General features: G+C 60.9%; 20 protein-coding genes and 1 tRNA gene. 14 read left to right on the top strand and 7 right to left on the bottom strand.

Annotated features, from left to right (window positions below; all coding sequences use genetic code 11):
- Nucleotides 1-20 precede the first annotated feature (20 nt).
- The 4 genes from OEG84_RS15230 to OEG84_RS15215 all read right to left on the bottom strand — a co-directional run bounded on the left by OEG84_RS15230 (nt 21) and on the right by OEG84_RS15215 (nt 2,512).
- On the bottom strand, nt 21-1,232 hold the full coding sequence (locus tag OEG84_RS15230; protein WP_267654536.1) for a beta-ketoacyl-[acyl-carrier-protein] synthase family protein: 1,212 nt from the start codon (nt 1,230-1,232) through the stop codon (nt 21-23).
- 1 nt (nt 1,233) lies between these two features.
- Nucleotides 1,234-1,488 carry an acyl carrier protein gene (locus tag OEG84_RS15225; RefSeq protein WP_267654535.1) on the bottom strand — a complete coding sequence of 85 codons (255 nt, stop codon included), beginning with the start codon at nt 1,486-1,488 and terminating at the stop codon, nt 1,234-1,236.
- 74 nt (nt 1,489-1,562) lie between these two features.
- Nucleotides 1,563-2,168 (bottom strand): 3-isopropylmalate dehydratase small subunit, encoded by a 606-nt coding sequence (gene leuD / locus OEG84_RS15220; RefSeq protein WP_267654534.1) that lies wholly within the window; start codon nt 2,166-2,168, stop codon nt 1,563-1,565.
- A 107-nt stretch (nt 2,169-2,275) separates the two neighbouring features.
- A complete protein-coding gene (locus OEG84_RS15215; protein ID WP_267654533.1) occupies nt 2,276-2,512 on the bottom strand; it encodes a hypothetical protein in 237 nt (78 codons plus the stop codon).
- A 127-nt stretch (nt 2,513-2,639) separates the two neighbouring features.
- On the opposite strand from OEG84_RS15215, the gene OEG84_RS15210 reads away from it, so the two are divergent.
- Genes OEG84_RS15210 through OEG84_RS15200 form a run of 3 tightly spaced genes read left to right on the top strand, consistent with a single transcriptional unit; the run spans nt 2,640 to nt 4,932 of the window.
- Nucleotides 2,640-3,569, top strand: coding sequence for an HpcH/HpaI aldolase/citrate lyase family protein (locus OEG84_RS15210; protein WP_267654532.1), 930 nt, complete (start codon nt 2,640-2,642; stop codon nt 3,567-3,569).
- A complete protein-coding gene (locus OEG84_RS15205) occupies nt 3,566-3,772 on the top strand; it encodes a DUF1737 domain-containing protein (protein ID WP_267654531.1) in 207 nt (68 codons plus the stop codon). Before OEG84_RS15210 ends, OEG84_RS15205 begins: the two co-directional genes overlap by 4 nt.
- The gene (locus tag OEG84_RS15200) at nt 3,769-4,932 is read left to right on the top strand and encodes an amidohydrolase (RefSeq protein WP_267654530.1); all 1,164 of its coding nucleotides are present in this window, start codon (nt 3,769-3,771) and stop codon (nt 4,930-4,932) included. Before OEG84_RS15205 ends, OEG84_RS15200 begins: the two co-directional genes overlap by 4 nt.
- Before the next feature lie 18 nt (nt 4,933-4,950).
- Here OEG84_RS15200 and OEG84_RS15195 read toward each other — a convergent pair whose 3' ends face one another.
- On the bottom strand, nt 4,951-5,373 hold the full coding sequence (locus OEG84_RS15195) for a metallopeptidase family protein (protein ID WP_267654529.1): 423 nt from the start codon (nt 5,371-5,373) through the stop codon (nt 4,951-4,953).
- Between the two features lie 197 nt (nt 5,374-5,570).
- Nucleotides 5,571-5,645, bottom strand: a tRNA-Gly gene (locus tag OEG84_RS15190).
- 347 nt (nt 5,646-5,992) lie between these two features.
- Between OEG84_RS15190 and OEG84_RS15185 the strand changes: the two genes are divergently transcribed.
- From OEG84_RS15185 to OEG84_RS15165, 5 genes are all read left to right on the top strand, one after another.
- Nucleotides 5,993-6,490, top strand: a complete 498-nt coding sequence (locus OEG84_RS15185; RefSeq protein WP_267654528.1) for a prolyl-tRNA synthetase associated domain-containing protein — start codon at nt 5,993-5,995, stop codon at nt 6,488-6,490.
- Nucleotides 6,491-6,541: 51 nt separating this feature from the next.
- Nucleotides 6,542-7,546: a thioredoxin gene (gene trxA / locus OEG84_RS15180; protein ID WP_267654527.1), complete on the top strand. Its 1,005-nt coding sequence runs from the start codon at nt 6,542-6,544 to the stop codon at nt 7,544-7,546.
- Between the two features lie 82 nt (nt 7,547-7,628).
- Nucleotides 7,629-8,306, top strand: coding sequence for an LON peptidase substrate-binding domain-containing protein (locus OEG84_RS15175; RefSeq protein WP_267654526.1), 678 nt, complete (start codon nt 7,629-7,631; stop codon nt 8,304-8,306).
- A gap of 15 nt (nt 8,307-8,321) precedes the next feature.
- Nucleotides 8,322-8,543, top strand: a complete 222-nt coding sequence (locus tag OEG84_RS15170) for a Trm112 family protein (RefSeq protein ID WP_267654525.1) — start codon at nt 8,322-8,324, stop codon at nt 8,541-8,543.
- A 112-nt stretch (nt 8,544-8,655) separates the two neighbouring features.
- On the top strand, nt 8,656-9,228 hold the full coding sequence (locus OEG84_RS15165) for a TetR/AcrR family transcriptional regulator (protein ID WP_267654524.1): 573 nt from the start codon (nt 8,656-8,658) through the stop codon (nt 9,226-9,228).
- A gap of 53 nt (nt 9,229-9,281) precedes the next feature.
- On the opposite strand, the gene OEG84_RS15160 is transcribed toward OEG84_RS15165, so the two are convergent.
- Nucleotides 9,282-10,508 carry a ubiquinone biosynthesis hydroxylase gene (locus OEG84_RS15160; protein WP_267654523.1) on the bottom strand — a complete coding sequence of 409 codons (1,227 nt, stop codon included), beginning with the start codon at nt 10,506-10,508 and terminating at the stop codon, nt 9,282-9,284.
- Nucleotides 10,509-10,633: 125 nt separating this feature from the next.
- On the opposite strand from OEG84_RS15160, the gene tesB reads away from it, so the two are divergent.
- From tesB to OEG84_RS15130, 6 genes are all read left to right on the top strand, one after another.
- Nucleotides 10,634-11,506: an acyl-CoA thioesterase II gene (gene tesB, locus OEG84_RS15155; RefSeq protein ID WP_267654522.1), complete on the top strand. Its 873-nt coding sequence runs from the start codon at nt 10,634-10,636 to the stop codon at nt 11,504-11,506.
- 223 nt (nt 11,507-11,729) lie between these two features.
- A complete protein-coding gene (locus OEG84_RS15150; protein WP_324288259.1) occupies nt 11,730-12,080 on the top strand; it encodes a P-II family nitrogen regulator in 351 nt (116 codons plus the stop codon).
- A gap of 17 nt (nt 12,081-12,097) precedes the next feature.
- The gene (locus OEG84_RS15145) at nt 12,098-13,456 is read left to right on the top strand and encodes an ammonium transporter (RefSeq protein WP_267654520.1); all 1,359 of its coding nucleotides are present in this window, start codon (nt 12,098-12,100) and stop codon (nt 13,454-13,456) included.
- Between the two features lie 409 nt (nt 13,457-13,865).
- A complete protein-coding gene (locus OEG84_RS15140) occupies nt 13,866-14,204 on the top strand; it encodes a P-II family nitrogen regulator (RefSeq protein ID WP_267654519.1) in 339 nt (112 codons plus the stop codon).
- A gap of 19 nt (nt 14,205-14,223) precedes the next feature.
- Nucleotides 14,224-15,597, top strand: coding sequence for an ammonium transporter (locus OEG84_RS15135; protein ID WP_267654518.1), 1,374 nt, complete (start codon nt 14,224-14,226; stop codon nt 15,595-15,597).
- A gap of 190 nt (nt 15,598-15,787) precedes the next feature.
- Complete coding sequence (locus OEG84_RS15130; RefSeq protein ID WP_425602919.1) at nt 15,788-18,412, top strand: FtsK/SpoIIIE family DNA translocase; 2,625 nt, start codon at nt 15,788-15,790, stop codon at nt 18,410-18,412.
- The last annotated feature ends 16 nt before the right edge of the window (nt 18,413-18,428 follow it).

The raw sequence follows: 18,428 nt of genomic DNA, 5'->3' as shown, positions 1-18,428 counted from the left end.
CCAACCGGTGGGTGACGGTATCAAACCCGCTTCAGTGCCACGACAGCATTGGTGCCGCCGAAGGCGAAGGCATTGGATATGGTGATATCGACAGTTTTTTCCCGGGCTTCGTTCGGAGTGACATCGAGGTCGCACAGCGGATCGGGACTTGTGAAATTGATGGTCGGTGGAATGACGCCTTCGCGGATGGCGTTGACGCAGGCGATCATCTCGATGGCGCTCGAAGCGCCCAGGCAATGGCCGTGCATGGATTTGGTCGAGGACACAGACACATTATCGGCGGCGGACCCGAAAACCTGGCGGATGGCGCGGGTCTCGGTCTGGTCATTGGCCTGCGTGGCGGTGCCATGGGCGTTGATGTAGTCGACCTGGTCGGCTGAAATTCCGGCGTCGGCAAGGCAATTACGCATTGCCGCAGCCGGGCCTTCGACGGTGGGGTTGACGATATCGGAGGCGTCACCGGAGAGACCGACGCCGATAATCTCGGCCAGAATATTGGCGCCGCGAGCAATTGCGTGCTCATAGGACTCAAGCACCGCAATGGCGGCGCCGTCGCCCAGCACCAGTCCGTCGCGGTCGGCGGAAAACGGCCGGCAGGCCTGGCGGGCGAGCACGCGCAGCGATTCCCAGGCTTTGAGCGGACCGTAGACCAGCGACAATTCGGCGCCACCGGCAAGCATCACGTCGGCGCGGCCAAGGCGGATCTGGTCGACGGCTGAAATGAAGGCGTGGTTGCCCGACGCACAGGCCGAGGTGACACCGAAGACCGGGCCTTTAAGCCCCAGATCGATGGACACATGACCAGCGGGCGCCCCGGGCATGACCCGCGGCACGGTGAAAAGATGCGGGCGTTTCTTGCCCTCGACAAACACATCGACATAGCTCTGGTCGACAGCATCGGTGCCGAAAATGCCGACGCCGACAACCGCGCCGGCCCGCAACTGGTCGAAATCGCCCGAGGTCAGGCCCGATTGCGCCATCGCCTCACGGGCGGCGATCACCGCGATTCGGCTGATGGCGCTCATGGTCACGCGCTGGCGCTTGTCGATGCCGTCGTCTTCGGGATAACCGGTGAGACCGCAGCCAATGCCGATCTTGAGGTCGCGGGTGACGATCGAAAGTGGGCTGCAGCCGTCGCGGCCTTCCTTCATGCCGGCCCAGATGTCACTCGCATTGCCACCCAGTGCACAGATTCCGCCGAGGCCGGTTACAACGACACGCTGCCGGGCCATCCTAAGTCCGCGCCGCGACGAGTTTTTCCACCACGGCGATGATATCGCCGACTGTCTTGAGAGATTGCCAGGCCTCGGCCGTGTTGAGATCTATCTCGATATTGTTCTCGTCCTCGATATCCATGACGATCTCGGTCAGAGCCAGCGAATCGACCTCAAGATCGGCCAATTCGGTCTCGCGCGTGATCTCGCTTGCCTCCATCTCGCTGGCAGCTGCAATCAGGGCAATGGTCGAGGTTTCAATATCGGTCGACATGGAGGCTTCCTTCAACTCTCGTCTAAGCGCAAAATCGCCTGTTTGGTCCGGTCGGAAATTTGCATAAGACCCGACTAGAGCCAGGGGCGGGTCTCTGCCGCCTGGGTTTCATAGCTATCGATTGCGCTGGCCTTCTCGAGAGTCAATGCAATATCGTCGAGACCGTTGAGCAGGCAGTGCTTCCTGAAGGGGTCAACGTCGAAGGAAATAACTCCGCCGTCGGGACCGCTGATTTTCTGGGTTTCCAGGTCAATCGACACGGTAGCGTTGGCGCCGCGGCGGGCGTCATCCATCAGCTTGTCGAGATTTTCCTGGCTGACGACGATCGGCAGGATGCCGTTCTTGAAGCAATTATTGTAGAAAATATCGGCGAAGCTGGTCGAAATCACGCAGCGAATACCGAAATCGAGAAGCGCCCAGGGGGCATGTTCGCGCGAGGAACCGCAGCCGAAATTGTCGCCCGCGATCAGGATCGAGGCATTGCGCCAGGCCGGCTGGTTGAGCACGAATTCAGGGATTTCCGAACCATCTTCATTGTAGCGGGCTTCGGCGAAAAGACCCTTGCCCAGACCGGTGCGCTTGATGGTCTTGAGATAATCCTTGGGGATGATCATGTCGGTGTCGACATTGACAACCGGAAGGGGTGCTGCAACGCCGGTGAGACGGTCGAATTTTTCCATGACGTGAATATCCTGTCTGTGTATGCCGGAGCATTTAACAAACATGGAACGGAAAAAGAAGAGCCAGCCGGTTAGTTCGCCCGATTTAGGCCTGCAAACCGCATTTCTTACATGTCTATGATGGTGCCGCGACCGTCATCCCAGACACGGAACTGGTTCTGTGAGGCCCGATGATCGGGCTTTGCTGTGGCGGATCTTGCCATGGCTGGTTGCAGGCGGCCCGTCAGCCGACCGGCAAATACGGCGCCGGCGGCGACAACACCGAGAACCAGCGCCAGGGCGATGCCGGCGATGGCCGCGACCATCAAACCCAAACCTGCGACTATTGCGATGAGTGTTCTCATGACTTCGTTTCCTTGATTACCTCTGTCAATCTGGGGATTGGCAGCGGCTTGTTCAATGGCTGGTGGCTGATGTGGCCAGCGGCAAAGTCACTTGCAAGCCGGTGCCGGCGGAGGCAATAGATGGACGATGAGCCAGATATCCCATTCCCGCCCGGTCCGGCCGCGGCGCTCCGTTCTCTACCTGCCTGCGGGCAATGCTCGTGCGCAGGACAAGCTCGCCGGACTTGATTGCGACAGCGTGATCTTTGACCTCGAAGATTCAGTGGCGCCCGGTGCCAAGCGGGAAGCGCGCGAGGCGTTGCGGAGCTTTTTTGGTGATGGCCGCGCCGCAGCACTGCCAGCCGGCATGGAAACCGTGATCCGGATCAATGCGCTATCCTCGCCCTGGGGCACGGAGGATCTGCTTGCGGCGCGCGGCTGCAAGCCCGATGCAATCCTGATTCCCAAGGTCGATGCGCCCGAAGACATCATTGCCGTCGAGGACGCGCTCGATCAGACCGATGCGCCGGCGAATCTGAGGATCTGGGCGATGATCGAGACGCCACGCGGGGTAATGAATGCCGGACAGATCGCCCGGCTCGCGCGCACCGATGGTGCCCGGCTCGATTGTTTCATTACCGGCACCAATGATCTGATCAAGGAAACCGGCATCAGCGCCCTGCCGGGCCGGCCGTGGCTGGCGACCTGGCTGATGCAGATCGTGCTCGCGGGGCGGGCATACGGGCTTGATGTGCTGGATGGCGTTTACAATGATTTCAAGAATCAGGCCGGGCTGGCAACCGAATGTGGCGAGGGCCGGGCGATGGGATTTGACGGCAAGACGCTGATTCATCCCGCGCAAATCGGCCCCGCCAACGAGATTTTCGGAATCGAACCGGCGGAACTTGCCAATGCCGAGGCCATCGTTGCCGCCTTCGCCGAGGCGGACAACCGCGACCGTGGAGTGATCAGTCTTGACGGTCGCATGGTCGAACGGCTGCATTTGCACATGGCCGAACGGCTGATCGAAAAAGCCAGGCGCATTGATGCGCGGAATTCAGGAGACAAGACGACATGAAGCTTTACCGATTTCTGACTGGACCCGATGACAACGCGTTCTGCCACAAGGTCAGCCTGGCACTGTCCAAGGGCTGGGAGCTGCATGGCTCCCCGAGCCTGGCCTTCAATGCCGAGACCGGGCTGATGCAGTGCGGGCAGGCGGTGACCAAGCTGGTCGAGGGTGTGGACTATGATCCCGAGATGAAGCTCGGCCAGCAATGAGCCCAACCGCACTTGCCTTCGATGAAGCGATAACGCCGGAGCTGGTGTCGTTGCGCCGGCAGTTGCACCAGGCGCCGGAGGTTTCGGGCGAAGAAGCGGAGACCGCCGCGCGAATCAGTGCCTATGTCGGGTCGTTGAAGCCTGACACTCTGCTCACCGCGCTTGGCGGCCATGGCGTGGCGGCCGTGTTTGACAGTGGTGCGCCCGGCCCTTCGGTGCTGTTTCGCTGCGAACTCGACGGTCTACCGATTCACGATATCGGCGATGTCGACTGGCGGTCGTGTACCGCAGGCAAGGGCCATCTTTGCGGCCATGACGGGCATATGGCGATCATTGCCGGGCTTGCCGGGGCGATGGCAGCACGGCGGCCGGTGCGGGGCCGGGTGATCGTGCTGTTCCAGCCGGCCGAGGAAACCGGTGCCGGCGCGGCTGCGGTGATCGCCGATCCGGCCTTCAAGACGATAGAGCCCGATTATGCCTTTGCGCTGCATAACCTGCCCGGTGTGCCGCTTGGGGCCGTGGGGATTCGCGCAGGCGCTTTCAATTTTGCCTCGGAAGGATTGTCGATCCGGCTTGAAGGCAAGACAGCGCATGCCTCGCAGCCCGAGGCGGGATTAAGCCCGGCTGCGGCAATGTGCGAGTTGATCGCCGGGTTACCTGCCTTGCCGGCGCGGATCGGCATGGCGCCGGAGGATGCGCTGGTTACGCTGGTGCATGCGCGACTGGGAGAGGCTGCCTTTGGCATTGCGCCGGGTGAGGCTGATGTCTGGGCGACGCTGCGGAGTGTCAACAATGATTTGCAGGAGCGGCTGATGGCATCGGCTCGCGCGTTGGCGGCGGAAGTGGCGGCCAGGCACGGGCTGGAACTGGCACTTGCAACCCGGGACGGCTTTCATGCCTGCCATAATGACGCAGAGGCGACGGCGCTGGTCGAGCGCGCCTTCACTGCCGAAAGAGTAGCTGTGCATCGGGTGGATGCGCCGTTCCGCTGGTCCGAGGATTTTGGTCTGTTCGGGTCGGTCACCAAATCGGCGCTGTTTGTGCTTGGCGCGGGCGTTGATCATCCGCGGTTGCACAATCCCGACTATGATTTTCCCGATGTGCTGATCGGGCAAGGGGTGCGGCTGTTTGAGCGGGTGGCGCGCGATCTCTGCGGCTGAGCTATGCCAGCGCCGGTTCTAGCTGACGCCGGCCTCGATACGTTCCATGTCATCGTCAGACAGACCGAAATGATGGCCTATCTCGTGAATCAGCACATGGCTGATGATGTCACCCAGAGTTTCCTCGTTTTCGGCCCAATAGTCTAAAATCGGCCGGCGGTAGAGCATGATACGGTTGTTGAGATCGCCGGTTTCGATTGAGAAGCGTTCCGACAGGCCACGGCCCTCGAACAGTCCGAGCAGGTCGAATGGAGTTTCCAGGCCCATGTCCTCGAAAATCTCGTCGTCGGGAAAATCGGCCACCACAATCGCCAGATCTCCGGAGAGATCGCGGAAAGGGCCGGGCAGCCGGGCATAGGCGTCGAGCGCAAGTGATTCGAAAATCGCCAGACTCGGCGCATGCCGGTCCTGCCAATCACCTGTTTGATCTATCCGCGCCATGGTTCATCCGCCATTCGTGCATGGCCGATATCGACCGCATCCCGCCTCATATAAGAAAAATTGCGCTGCTTTCGAGGGGGCATTTTGCGGGAGCGGACAAGCATAGCGCCCGACCTTGCATAAAAGCCCCGGTACAAAGGCTTTTTGCGCTACTCCCTTGAGGAGAAGGCCTTCACATTGATCATCTGAAGGGAAACTGGAGCGGGTGAGGCGATTCGAACGCCCGACCCCAACCTTGGCAAGGTTGTGCTCTACCCCTGAGCTACACCCGCTTGACCGTATTGTCCGTGGGTAACCGGACCGGCTGTCCAGGCTGTTTCGGCCGGACCGGCGCTATATGGCGCAACCTGCTTTCAATTGCAACAGGGAAATTTCACTGTCGGCCAGCGAATTTTGATTATGTCTCACCGACACGGCTCGCTGGTGCGGATTGCGACCGGTTTACAGCCCGTTCAGCCCAGCCTGTAGATTGCCCGTCGTCTCGGGAACGGCGGCGGCGGGCATTGCACACCCTGGTTTGGTTGCCTATCAAGAAGGCAGTAAGGCTCGCGGGGTGAGCTGCGTTCGTAACGCACGCCCGGTCCAGTGTGCCTCGTCAGTTTGCAATGATGGTGATGTGATGCCGAAGACCCCGAAAGACCTGTTTGACTGTCTCGATGCGCTTGGCATTGCCCATAGCACTGTCGAGCACCCTCCGGTTTTTACCGTTGCCGAATCACAGGGCCTGCGCGACCAGATCGCTGGCGGGCATACCAAGAACCTGTTTCTGAAGGACAAGAAAGGCACCTATTTTCTGGTGACGATGGAAGAGAACGCCGTGGTTAATCTCAAGTCCATCCACACGCTGATCGGCGCCAGTGGACGGGTTTCGTTCGGAAAACCCGAAGCGCTGATGGAAAAACTCGGTGTCGCACCGGGATCGGTCAGCATTTTCTGCGCGCTCAATGATGACGCCCACGATGTGACAATCGTTATTGACGCGCCGCTTCTGGAGCATGACATTATCAACGCGCACCCGCTGAGCAACGACGCGACCACCTCGATTAACCGCGAAGAACTGATGCGCTTTCTCGCCCACACCGGGCATGAACCAATGATCTTGAAAGTCTCGACCTAAAACACGACCTCTTGACCACGACATCCTTTTTGCAGCCACGGAACCAGACCCATGAGCGACTTTGACAATCCTTACGCCCCGGCCTCCGGCGGCCAGATGAGCGGCACGGTGACGTTTGGCGACAACGCCGCATCGGCTGCGACCCCAAATACGGCCCTTGGCGGTGCGGCATCCGGTGAGCTGATCAAGGAAACCACCACCGCCGAATTTACCGCCGACGTGATCAATGCCTCGCAGGAAGTGACCGTGCTGGTCGATTTCTGGGCGCCTTGGTGCGGCCCGTGCAAGCAGCTAACCCCGATCATCGAAAAGGCTGTGCGCGAAGCAAATGGCCGGGTGCGTCTGGTCAAGCTGAATATCGATGATCACCCGGCGATTCCGGGGCAGATGGGGATTCAGTCGATTCCTGCCGTTGTGGCGTTTTCAGGCGGCAAGCCGGTGGATGGTTTCATGGGTGCAATTCCTGAAAGCCAGATCCACGAATTTATCGACAAGGTGGCGGGCCCATCGGCTGAGGCGGCCGCAAAGGAACAACTCGAGCATGTGCTGACGCAGTCGCGTGAGGTGCTGGCCGCGGGCGATCTGAAGGGCGCCGCGCAAGGCTTTGCGGCGATCATGCAGACCGATCAGACCCATGCCGGCGCAGCAGCAGGGATGGCGGCCTGCATGCTGGAAATGGGCGATCTGGATCGAGCCGCGCAGATGCTGGAGATCGTTGACGAGGAAGGCCGCAAGGATCTTGAGGTGGCAGCCGTCATCAAACGGTTGGAAATGGCCCGCGAAGTGGCGGAACTCGGCGATCCGGCGGAGTTCGAGGCGCGGCTGGCCAGCAATCCCGACGATCACGACACACGCATCCAGATGGCCAAGATCCTCAACGCCAAGGGCGACCGCGACGCTGCGGCAAATGAATTGTTCACGATCATGCGCAGGGACCGCGCCTGGCAGGACGAGGCGGCGCGGAAGGCCTTGCTGGAGTTTTTCGAAGCCTGGGGGCCGAGCGACGCGGCGACACTGTCAGCGCGGCGGCAGCTGTCATCGCTGCTGTTCTCGTAACGGGCGCATTTTCGAATCAACCCTTGAGATTCGGCCGCCTCGCTCCACATTGGGAGTAGTATAGACAGTAAGGCGAACAGGCATGCAGGTTGGCAATAAATCCTATCGGACGGCTGCGGACGTTCCCAGGCAAGTGCCGGTTTTTCCGCTGTCGGGCGCCTTGTTGTTGCCCGGCGCGCAATTGCCGCTGAACATATTCGAACCGCGTTATCTGTCGATGTTTGACGATGCGCTGAACGGCGACCGGGTGATTGGCCTCATTCAGCCGGCGTTGGAAGGCAATACGACTGCTGAACTGCCGGTCGCGGATCTGTGCCGGATAGGTTGCCTGGGCCGGATTACCTCGTTTGGCGAGACCGGCGACGGTCGTTATGTGATTTCTCTCGGCGGCATATGCCGTTTCCGGGTGCTTAAAGAATTAGATGCGGGCCGCAAACCCTATCGGAGCTGCGAGATATCGCCGTTCATGGGCGATCTCGATCCAAGCGACGATGCCACATCTGTGGACCGCAAGGCCCTGCTCGACAGTTTCAGGGCCTATCTCGACGCCAATAATCTCGAGGCTGACTGGAACTCGGTGGAGCGGGCCAGCACCGCGTCGCTGGTCAATTCGTTGTCGATGATGTCGCCCTATGGCCCGGCTGAAAAGCAGGCGCTGTTGGAGGCGGACGATCTCAAGACCCGGGCGGAGACACTGGTCGCCATCACCGAGATTGCGCTGGCGCGCGATTCCGATGATTATGAACGTGTGCTGCAATAGCCGATTGAGATCAGTATGGCAGAAAACAACCAAACAGCCAGAAACGTCCGGACAGCTGGGGCGGTTGACGTGAAGATGCTGGAACTGCTGGTTTGCCCACTGACCTATGGCTCGCTGAGCTATGACTCTGACACCAGTGAGTTGATTTCAAAACGCGCCAATCTGGCCTATCCGGTGCGCGACGGCATCCCGATCATGCTGGTTTCCGAGGCACGGCAACTTCCCGAAAACAATTGAAATAGCGCGGTCGTTGCGCGGATCTGGTGCCAGGTGATGGCCTGAGCCGGGATTGGCAGGTTTGATCGCGTGCTTTATAAGTTATCTGACCAAATAATTCAGGTGACACAGAATGGCCAGGAAAGGCGATCGAAAACGGGAAGCCATTGTCGCTGCGGCGGCGCGGCTATTCTGGGTGCACGGCTTTTCCGCCACCAGCATTGCCGACATCGCCCGCCAGGCGGAAGTGCCGCAAGGCAACATGTTCTACTATTTCCGCAGCAAGGCCGATCTGGCGCTGGCGGTGGCGGATGTGTTTGTCGAGGAAACCCAGTCGCTGATTTTCGAAGCTGAAGCGGCGGCACCCGATCCGCGCCAGAGAATCCTGTTTCTGTTGCAGCGGCTTGGGCAATCCAACCGCAGTCGGGTCGAGAATGGATGCCCGATCAGTTCGGCGGTTCGGGATTTCCGGCTTGCCGCTCCCGAGGCATCGGCACGGGCCGCCCAGAGTTTTGAACTGCTGGTCAGCTTCATCGCCCGCGAACTTCAAAAAACCGGGCCACGCCCGTCCATCGCCATGGCCCGCGCCCGCTCGGTGGTGGTGGAGTGGCAGGGCGGAATCGCGCTTGCCCACGCTTTCAACGACATGACGGTGCTGGCCGAAAGCCTGCGCCGGGCCGAGCAGAACCTGCGGATTACATCGTAGGCTAATGGGTCGGAACGTTTCGGTACCGCTTTGTTAAGGCCTCAGGCGTCTGGTTAGATGGTTTCGCCGCGCAGCAACTTTGGGCCCGAGGCATCGGGAATGCCGGCGGCCTGATCGATGAAATAGCGTTTCATGGCCGGCATCCGGTCGACCAGGCTGAGCCCGAAATCACGGACTAGCCGCAATGGCGTGATGTCGTTGGAAAACATCCGGGTGAGCAGATCGCTGGTAACGCCCATCCGCACCGTGTCGAATCGGCGCCAGCTCTGGTATCGCTCCAGCACCGCCAGCGAGCCGATATCGAGACCGAGGCGGTTGGCCTCGACAACGGTTTCGGCCAGAGCGGCGACATCGCGGAAGCCGAGATTGAGCCCCTGTCCGGCAATCGGGTGAATGCCGTGGGCAGCGTCACCGGCCAGCGCAAAGCGGGGCTTGATGAAATCCCGTGCCAGCGTCAGGCCGAGCGGGAAGGCGCGACGGCCGCCCTCGATGCCGAGTGCGCCGAGATGATGGCCAAAACGGCGCTCGAGCTCGGCCTCGAAGACGAAATCGTCTTCCTTGACCAGCCGTTCGGCGTCGGCGGTGCGCTCGGTCCAGACTAGCGATGATCGGTTGCCGGTGAGCGGCAGGATCGCAAATGGCCCCGATGGCAGAAAATGCTCTTCGGCGCGGCCATTGTGCGGGCGTTCATGGGTGACGGTGGCGACGATGCCGGACTGGCCGTAATCCCAGCGTTGGGTCTTGATGCCGGCCATGTCGCGCAATCCGGAGTTGACGCCGTCGGCGGCAACCACCAGCCTGGCCGTGAACCGGCGTCCGTCGGCAGTCTCGACTTCGGCTTCGTGTTCGCGCAGGTCAAGATCGGTGGCGGCTGCGGCCTGATGGATCGCCACGCCGATCTCGGCGGCCTTTTCGCGCAGGGCTGCGACCATGGTGACATTGGGAACCATGTGGGCAAAGGGTTCGCCATCCTCGATGGTGCCACCGAAGGTCAGGAATACCGGGCGCACGGGATCGGAGGTACGCGAATCGGTCACCACCATGTCGTTGATGGCCTGGGCCTGGGGTTCGATCGCCTGCCAGACGCCAAGCGTGGACAGCAATTTGCGCGCACCGGCAGCGACGGCCGAGGCGCGCTGGTCCTTGCGCCAGACTTCCGGCGGGGCGGCGTCGATCACTGCAATTTGCAAGGAGGGTGCTGCAGTTTTCAGCGCCACGGCCGCCGACAGGCCGACATAGCCGCCACCACACACCAGGATATCCAGGGTCTTTGTCGTCATCGCATCATTCCTTCAAGCCGGGCCACGATCCAGGCGGCGGGGCGTCACGCCGGACTTTGCAGCGGCCTTCTGACACCGTATACCCCATTGCAGTCGTTCAGCCCACTCTTCGCGAAAGTATCAAAATGTCGCGCACCACGCCCACAGCCATGACCCAACTGGTGGCCAGTCTCGATCTCGAACCACTTGAGCAGGACCTGTTTCGCGGCACAAGCCCGCAGGTGGGCTGGCAGCGGGTGTTTGGCGGCCAGGTGATCGGCCAGGCGCTGGTAGCGGCGCAACGCACGGTACCGCAAGATCGGCCGGTGCATTCGCTGCACGGCTATTTCATGCGACCGGGCGATCCGGCTGCGCCGATCATCTACACGGTCGACCGGATGCGTGACGGGCTGAGCTTTGCCACACGGCAGGTGATGGCTATCCAGCATGGCAAGGCGATCTTTTCGCTCTCCGCTTCGTTTCAGAAGGAAGAGGAAGGCCTTGAGTACCAGGCGCCAATCCCCAAGGTGACGCCGCCCGAGGAACTGCCGGGCAAGGAAGAGATGAGCGCGGCTTTCCTGGCCGGCGCGCCGGATCATATCCGCAGCTATTGGGAGCGCGAGCGGCCGATCGAAGTCAGGCCGCTGTCGATTGAACATTACATCTCCGACCACAAGCTGGAGGCCGAACAGAAGGTCTGGGTACGGGTCACGGGCCCGGTTCCCGACGATCACATCATCCAGGCGGCGATCCTGGCTTACCTGTCCGACATGACGCTGCTCGATACGGCCCTGTTCGCCCATGGCCGGTCGGTGTTTGATCGCAATCTGCAGGTGGCGAGCCTTGACCATGCGATGTGGTTTCACCGCCCTTCCAAGCTCGACGACTGGCTGCTCTACAGCATGGATTCGCCCAATACCAATGGTGGACGCGGCTTTACCCGCGGCAGTCTGTATCAGCGTGATGGGAAGTTGATTGCTTCGGTGGCGCAAGAGGGTCTGATCCGCGATCGATCGTAGCCTAATATTTAGGCGATGATGAAATATTCATCATAATCTAGTATACTGCAATGCAGCAAAATCTGTGACAGAATTTTTGCATTCTCTTATTGTGTGCAATTTCAATAATTTAGACAAATAATTTCGAACTGGCACGGCGCTTGATTGTCTTCTCTCGAGCGGGGTGCGCTGGCGTTTGTCGACGACCCTATTCTCCGATGCGGTGCAAGCCGTGACAACAAGGATGGGAAACCAGATGAAAATTGTGATGGCCATCATCAAGCCGTTCAAGCTGGACGAGGTGCGCGAGGCGCTGACCTCGCTCGGCATTCAGGGCCTGACTGTGAGCGAAGTGAAAGGCTACGGCAGGCAAAAGGGGCACACCGAAATCTATCGCGGCACCGAATACGCCGTGAGCTTTCTGCCCAAATTGAAGATCGAGATCGCGGTGGCCACCGACCTGGTGGATCCGGCTGTCGAGGCGATCGCCGCGGCGGCCAAGACCGGCCAGATCGGCGACGGCAAGATCTTCGTCTTTTCAATCGATCAGGCGCTGCGCATCCGCACCGGCGAAACCGACGCGGAAGCGTTGTAAGGTTCAAGGAGACACCCATGACAGTTCAGATGTCACTCAAGTCCGGCATGATCGCCGGCCTGACCGCAGCCGGCGCGCTGGCAGCCTTCACCTTCCCGGCGCTCGCGCAGGAAGCAACCGAAACCGCGGCCGCTGCCGTTGCTGCACCCGAGTTCGCAACGGCCAAGGAAACCGCCTTCATCTTCAATACGCTGCTGTTCCTGATCGGCGGGTTCCTCGTGATGTGGATGGCGGCGGGTTTTGCCATGCTCGAGGCCGGCCTGGTGCGTTCCAAGAACGTCTCCATGCAGTGCCTGAAAAACATCGCGCTCTATTCGATTGCAGGCCTGATGTTCTGGGTCATCGGCTATTCACTGATGTACACCAACGTCAATGGTGGCTATTTCGGCACGCCGCTGCCCTATAGCTGGCCCGATGCCGGCACCGCCAACGAAGGCGATTATTCGGTAGCTTCCGACTGGTTCTTCCAGATGGTGTTCTGCGCCACCACGGCGTCGATCGTTTCGGGCACGCTGGCCGAGCGGATCAAGCTGTGGCCGTTCCTGATCTTCACAGCCATCCTGACGGGCGTGCTTTATCCGATCACCGGTTCCTGGCAGTGGGGTGCCGGCTGGCTCAAGGTCGCAGGCTTCTCCGATTTTGCCGGCTCGACACTGGTTCACTCGGTCGGTGGCTGGGCCGCACTCGCGGGCGCCCTGATCCTCGGCGCACGCAAGGGAAAGTATGGTGCTGATGGCAAGGTCACCCCGATTCCGGGTTCGTCGATGGCGCTTGCCACGCTCGGCACGTTCATCCTGTGGCTCGGCTGGTTCGGCTTCAACGGCGCATCGCAGCTGGCACTTGGCAGCAATGGTGATGCATCCGACATCAGCCGGATCTTCGCCAACACCAATCTTGCTGCCTGTGGCGGCGTGGTTGCGGCGATGATCCTCACCCAGGTTCTCTACAAGAAGGTCGACGTCACCATGGTGCTGAACGGTGCACTGGCCGGCCTCGTGTCGATTACAGCCGAACCGCTGATGCCTTCGCCGCTGACGGCGATCCTTATTGGCGCCATCGGTGGTGTGATCGTGGTGTTTGCCGTGCCGATGCTCGACAAGTTCAAGATCGACGATGTGGTCGGCGCCATTCCGGTTCACCTTCTGGCCGGTATCTGGGGCACCCTTATCGTGCCGTTTTCCAATCCCGATACTTCCTACGGTACCCAGATTCTCGGCATTGTCGCGATCGGCGTCTTCACCTTCGTGCTCTCGGGCGTGATCTGGTTCATCCTAAAATCGACCGTCGGCATCCGCGCTTCGGAAGAGCAGGAAATGATGGGCATGGACATGGCCGAAGTTGGTGTCGAAGCCTATCCGGAATTCACCAAGGTGTAAGCGCCCTGGTGCCGACCGCTTACGGTCGGCATGGACGTGGCGGCGCTGTCAGATGGCGCCGCTCCACTCAGATCCGTCGGGGTGAAATTTCATCCCAAACTTGGGGCCCGGTAATCCGGGCCCTCTTTTGCGTCTGGCGCTGCCTTTTCCGGCAAGAGCAGCCTTGCGACAGCGCTGGCGCGAAAAACGGCAGTGATGAAATCCGCGCCAGTAATGATCGGTTTTCTGCCCAAGGAATCGCCATTTTGCTGTCGAGAGCAGCTATCTGCATGCTCAATCGGCTGATTTTGCGCGGAATTGCCGCTTGGCACGGCATTTGTATCTGTTGGGTCAAGCGGGGTGGGTTGGCGTGTGCCAATGGCCCTTTCTTTGAAGCGGCGGATGCCGTGGCAACAAGGATGGAAACCAGATGAAAATTGTGATGGCGATTATCAAGCCGTTCAAGCTCGACGAGGTGCGCGAGGCGCTGACCGCGATCGGCATTCAGGGCCTGACCGTGAGCGAAGTCAAAGGCTATGGCCGGCAGAAGGGCCACACCGAGATCTATCGCGGCACCGAATATGCGGTGAGCTTTCTGCCCAAGTTGAAGATCGAGGTCGGGGTGGCGTCCGATCTGGTTGAAGCGACCGTCGAGGCGATCGCGGGGGCTGCCAAGACCGGCCAGATCGGCGACGGCAAGATCTTTGTTTATTCGATTGACCAGGCGCTCAGGATTCGCACCGGCGAAACCGACACCCAAGCCTTGTAAGGTTTAAGGAGACACTCCCATGACATCCTCGATGACAAATCAGACGCTGCGCCGACCCGGCATGCTGGCCGGCCTCAGCCAGACCGGTGTGCTTTCTGGCGCATTGACCGTCTCCAGCTTTCCAGCCTTTGCCCAGGAGGCGACCGAGGTCGCAGCCGCCAGCATCGACAAGGGCGACACCACCTTCATGGTGATGTCGACCATTCTGGTGCTGCTGATGATCCTGCCCGGACTGGCGCTGTTCTACGGTGGCCTGGTGCGCACCAAGAACATGCTGTCGGTGCTGCTGCAATGCACGGTGATCACCGCGCTGGTGATGGTGATCTGGGTGTTCTACGGCTATTCATTTGCCTTTGGCGGCTCGGAAAGTGCGTTTTGGGGCGGAACCGCCAAACTGTTCCTGAGTGGTGTGACGCCTGACAGCGCTGCGGCTACCTTCACCGACGGGGTGATGATCCCGGAATACATATTCATCGCCTTCCAGATGACATTTGCCTGCATCACCCCGGCGCTGATAGTCGGCGCCTTTGCCGAGCGGATCCGGTTTTCCGCGGTGATGCTGTTCGTGGCGCTGTGGGTAACCTTCGTCTACTTCCCGATCGCCCATATGGTCTGGGACGCTAACGGCCTGCTGTTCAAGATGGGCGCGCTGGATTTTGCTGGCGGCACCGTGGTGCACATCAATGCCGGTATTGCCGGTCTGGTCGGCTGCATACTGGTTGGCAAGCGCATTGGTTTCGGTCGCGACATGATGGCCCCGCATTCGATGACGCTGGCCATGGTCGGCGCCGCGCTGTTGTGGTTCGGCTGGTTCGGCTTCAATGCCGGCTCCAATCTCGAGGCCAATGGCGGCGCTGCACTGGCGATGATCAACACCTTTACCGCCACCGCAGGCGCGATCCTTGCGTGGACGCTGATCGAAACACTGCATCGTGGCAAGGCGTCGTTGCTGGGCGCGGTGTCGGGCATGATCACCGGCCTGGTGGCTGTTACCCCGGCTGCCGGTTTTGCCGGCCCGGTGGGATCGATCCTGCTGGGCGCAGTGGCTGCGGCCGTCTGTTACTATTTCGTCGCGGTGGTCAAGAACAAGTTCGGCTATGACGACACCGCCGACGTGTTCGGCATTCACGGCATTGGCGGCATCATCGGCGCGCTTGGTACCGCGGTGGTCAATCTGCCGAGCCTCGGCGGCGCCGGTGGCGCTGACTATGCGGTCATGCCGCAATTGATGATCCAGGCGACGGCTGTGGGCATCACCATCTTGTGGTGTGGCGTGGCCTCGCTGATCCTGTTCAAGATCGTCGACATGTCGATTGGCCTCCGAGTCAGTGTCGAGGACGAACGCCAGGGCCTGGATCTCTCCTCGCATGGCGAAGCTGCCTACCACAACTGATCGGAAGATCTGTCGAGATGACCGACGCGGCCCCGACAACGGGCCGCGTCTTGCCGTTTTAATGCTTCATTTCCCGCGCCTGCCGGCAGGCTTCTCTGCATGGTTAATGCGGCATTAACCCCGCGTCGGTTAGGTTTCGCTGGAGATGGGTCCGGTTGGGCCCAAAACCCGATTCGGACATGTTGTGACCATGCAGACAGGCTCATCTACCCTTTCGTCAGGCGTTTCACCCCGCGGCTCGTTTCTGGGCGGGCTGTTCCGCCGGCAGATCCGCTTCGCGGCTGGCATGGCGATCCTGGCCGGCTTGGCGCTGGCGGTGGCAGCACTTGCCACCTGGACCGTGTCTGATCCGAGTTTTTCCAATGCCAACGGGGCAGTTCCGCACAATGCGCTGGGTTTCAGCGGTGCGGCGTTTGCCGATCTGGTGATGCAGTTTTTTGGCCTCGCCGGTGTGATCGGCCTGTTGCCGGCGTTGTTCTGGGCAATCGCGCTGATGCGCAACCGGCCAGCCGACCGGCTGCCGCGGCGTGCAGCCGCCTGGTTTGGCGGCGCATGGCTGACAGCGGCTCTGTTCGGCCTGATGCCGAGTTCCAATGACTGGCCGCTGCCAAATGGGCTTGGCGGCGTGCTTGGTGACATGGCACTGAAAATTCCGTCGGTGTTCATTGGCGGTTTTCCGTCGGGAATCATCGCCGTTATCCTTGGTCTGCTGCTGGTGGGGCCGGCCCTGTGGCTGATGCTTTTCGGCGCCGGGCTGATTCGGCGCGCCACGATTGCTGAAGATGATCAGGCGGCTGCCGATGAAGCCGAGAACGATGACGATGACCTGTCAGAGGGCTCGCTGATACTTGGCGCGCTCACCCATGCCTGGTTTACCCTGCGTGGCCGGGTGCGGCGATTGATCGGTCACGGCCAACTGCAGCGGTCCCATGCGATGCCGGATGAACCGCTCGACCTGAATGGCGAGTTCGACGAGCCAGACGTTCGCGCCGTGCCGCCGACGCAGATGGAGCGGGTTGAACCCGGTTTCGAGCGTGCGCCGCAGGCACGGCGACCGGCCGTGATCGATGATGCGCCGCCGTTCGATATTGATGATGAACCCTTGCCCGATGGCGTGCTGTCGGATGATATGGACGATGGTGATGATCCCGCCGCCGACTGGCGCCCGCAGGCGGCACCCGCCGCCGCGCCGCGCCGCACCACCGTTTCACCGCGCATTTCTGCTCCTGCCGACAGGCCCAAGCCGGGCGCCCGGGTTCAGCGCGACGCGCAGGGCTCGATGCTTGAGGACAACGGCTTTTCGCTGCCCTCGGTGCACCTGCTCAATGAAGCGCGCAACGTGGTCAAGGACGCAACGCTGTCGCCGGAGGCGCTGGAACAGAACGCCCGCATGCTGGAAGGCGTGCTGGAGGATTTTGGTGTCAAGGGCGAGATCATCCATGTCCGGCCCGGTCCGGTGGTCACGCTCTATGAGCTGGAACCCGCACCCGGCATCAAATCCTCGCGGGTGATTGGCCTCGCCGATGACATCGCCCGCTCAATGAGCGCCATCGCCGCCCGTGTTGCGGTGGTTCCGGGGCGCAACGCCATCGGCATCGAACTGCCCAACCAGAAACGCGAGACCGTCTATCTGCGTGAACTCATCGCCAGCCGTGATTTCGACAATTCGAAAGCCAAGCTGGGGCTGGCGCTGGGCAAGACCATTGGCGGCGAACCGGTGATCGCCGATCTCGCCAAGATGCCACATCTGCTGGTCGCCGGTACCACCGGGTCGGGCAAGTCGGTGGCGATAAACACCATGATCCTGTCGATCTTGTACAAGATGGACCCGTCAAAATGCCGGTTGATCATGATCGACCCGAAAATGCTCGAATTGTCGGTCTATGACGGCATTCCGCATCTGCTGACGCCGGTGGTGACCGACCCGAAGAAAGCGGTCGTGGCGCTGAAATGGACCGTGCGCGAGATGGAAGAGCGCTACAAGAAAATGTCCAAGATCGGTGTTCGCAACATCGACGGCTTCAACGCAAGGGTGGAACAGGCTGCGAGTACCGGCGAACCGCTGACCCGCACGGTGCAGACCGGGTTTGACCGGCACACCGGCGAAGCGGTTTACGAGACCGAGGAATTCGATCTCACACCGCTGCCCTACATCATCGTGCTGATCGACGAGATGGCCGACCTGATGATGGTCGCCGGCAAGGATATCGAAGGCGCGGTGCAGCGGCTGGCGCAGATGGCGCGCGCTGCCGGTATCCACGTCATCATGGCGACGCAGCGGCCGTCGGTTGATGTCATCACCGGCACCATCAAGGCCAACTTCCCGACCCGGATCTCGTTCCAGGTGACGTCGAAGATCGATTCGCGCACGATTTTGGGCGAGCAGGGCGGCGAGCAGCTTCTGGGCATGGGCGACATGCTGTTCATGGCCGGCGGTGGCCGTATCCAGCGCGTTCACGGACCGTTTGTGTCGGACAAGGAAGTCGAGGACATCGTTTCCTTCCTCAAGACCCAGGGCGTGCCCGAATATCTCGATGCCATCACCGAGGATGATGACGAGGGCGAGAGCGGCGGCGGGCCGGCTGGCACCTCCAATCTGGCGGGGTCGGATGATCCTTATGATCAGGCGGTGGCGATCGTGCTGCGCGACGGCAAGGCCTCGACCTCCTACATCCAACGCAGGCTGGGGATTGGCTACAACCGCGCCGCTTCGCTGATCGAGCGGATGGAAAATGAAGGCGTGATCAGCGCCGCCAACCATGCCGGCAAGCGGGAAATCCTGGTGCCGACCGAAGACGATATCGACCCGCGCTGACGTGAGCACGGCGGCG

It is taken from the genome of Hoeflea algicola, assembly GCF_026619415.1.
Taxonomy (GTDB): domain Bacteria; phylum Pseudomonadota; class Alphaproteobacteria; order Rhizobiales; family Rhizobiaceae; genus Hoeflea; species Hoeflea algicola.
The sequence above is the reverse complement of the archived record's forward strand: the minus strand, read 5'-3'. Positions and strand labels throughout refer to the sequence as shown.

Coding starts and splice junctions, on each gene's coding strand:
- OEG84_RS15210 (WP_267654532.1), top strand. CDS start 2,640: ATGAGCCAGATATCCCATTCCCGCCCGGTCCGGCCGCGGCGCTCCGTT.
- OEG84_RS15130 (WP_425602919.1), top strand. CDS start 15,788: ATGCAGACAGGCTCATCTACCCTTTCGTCAGGCGTTTCACCCCGCGGC.
- OEG84_RS15150 (WP_324288259.1), top strand. CDS start 11,730: ATGGGAAACCAGATGAAAATTGTGATGGCCATCATCAAGCCGTTCAAG.
- OEG84_RS15145 (WP_267654520.1), top strand. CDS start 12,098: ATGACAGTTCAGATGTCACTCAAGTCCGGCATGATCGCCGGCCTGACC.
- OEG84_RS15140 (WP_267654519.1), top strand. CDS start 13,866: ATGAAAATTGTGATGGCGATTATCAAGCCGTTCAAGCTCGACGAGGTG.
- OEG84_RS15165 (WP_267654524.1), top strand. CDS start 8,656: ATGGCCAGGAAAGGCGATCGAAAACGGGAAGCCATTGTCGCTGCGGCG.
- OEG84_RS15200 (WP_267654530.1), top strand. CDS start 3,769: ATGAGCCCAACCGCACTTGCCTTCGATGAAGCGATAACGCCGGAGCTG.
- trxA (WP_267654527.1), top strand. CDS start 6,542: ATGAGCGACTTTGACAATCCTTACGCCCCGGCCTCCGGCGGCCAGATG.
- OEG84_RS15160 (WP_267654523.1), bottom strand. CDS start 10,508: ATGACGACAAAGACCCTGGATATCCTGGTGTGTGGTGGCGGCTATGTC.
- OEG84_RS15215 (WP_267654533.1), bottom strand. CDS start 2,512: ATGAGAACACTCATCGCAATAGTCGCAGGTTTGGGTTTGATGGTCGCG.
- OEG84_RS15230 (WP_267654536.1), bottom strand. CDS start 1,232: ATGGCCCGGCAGCGTGTCGTTGTAACCGGCCTCGGCGGAATCTGTGCA.
- OEG84_RS15135 (WP_267654518.1), top strand. CDS start 14,224: ATGACATCCTCGATGACAAATCAGACGCTGCGCCGACCCGGCATGCTG.
- OEG84_RS15205 (WP_267654531.1), top strand. CDS start 3,566: ATGAAGCTTTACCGATTTCTGACTGGACCCGATGACAACGCGTTCTGC.
- tesB (WP_267654522.1), top strand. CDS start 10,634: ATGTCGCGCACCACGCCCACAGCCATGACCCAACTGGTGGCCAGTCTC.
- OEG84_RS15170 (WP_267654525.1), top strand. CDS start 8,322: ATGGCAGAAAACAACCAAACAGCCAGAAACGTCCGGACAGCTGGGGCG.
- leuD (WP_267654534.1), bottom strand. CDS start 2,168: ATGGAAAAATTCGACCGTCTCACCGGCGTTGCAGCACCCCTTCCGGTT.
- OEG84_RS15175 (WP_267654526.1), top strand. CDS start 7,629: ATGCAGGTTGGCAATAAATCCTATCGGACGGCTGCGGACGTTCCCAGG.
- OEG84_RS15195 (WP_267654529.1), bottom strand. CDS start 5,373: ATGGCGCGGATAGATCAAACAGGTGATTGGCAGGACCGGCATGCGCCG.
- OEG84_RS15225 (WP_267654535.1), bottom strand. CDS start 1,488: ATGTCGACCGATATTGAAACCTCGACCATTGCCCTGATTGCAGCTGCC.
- OEG84_RS15185 (WP_267654528.1), top strand. CDS start 5,993: ATGCCGAAGACCCCGAAAGACCTGTTTGACTGTCTCGATGCGCTTGGC.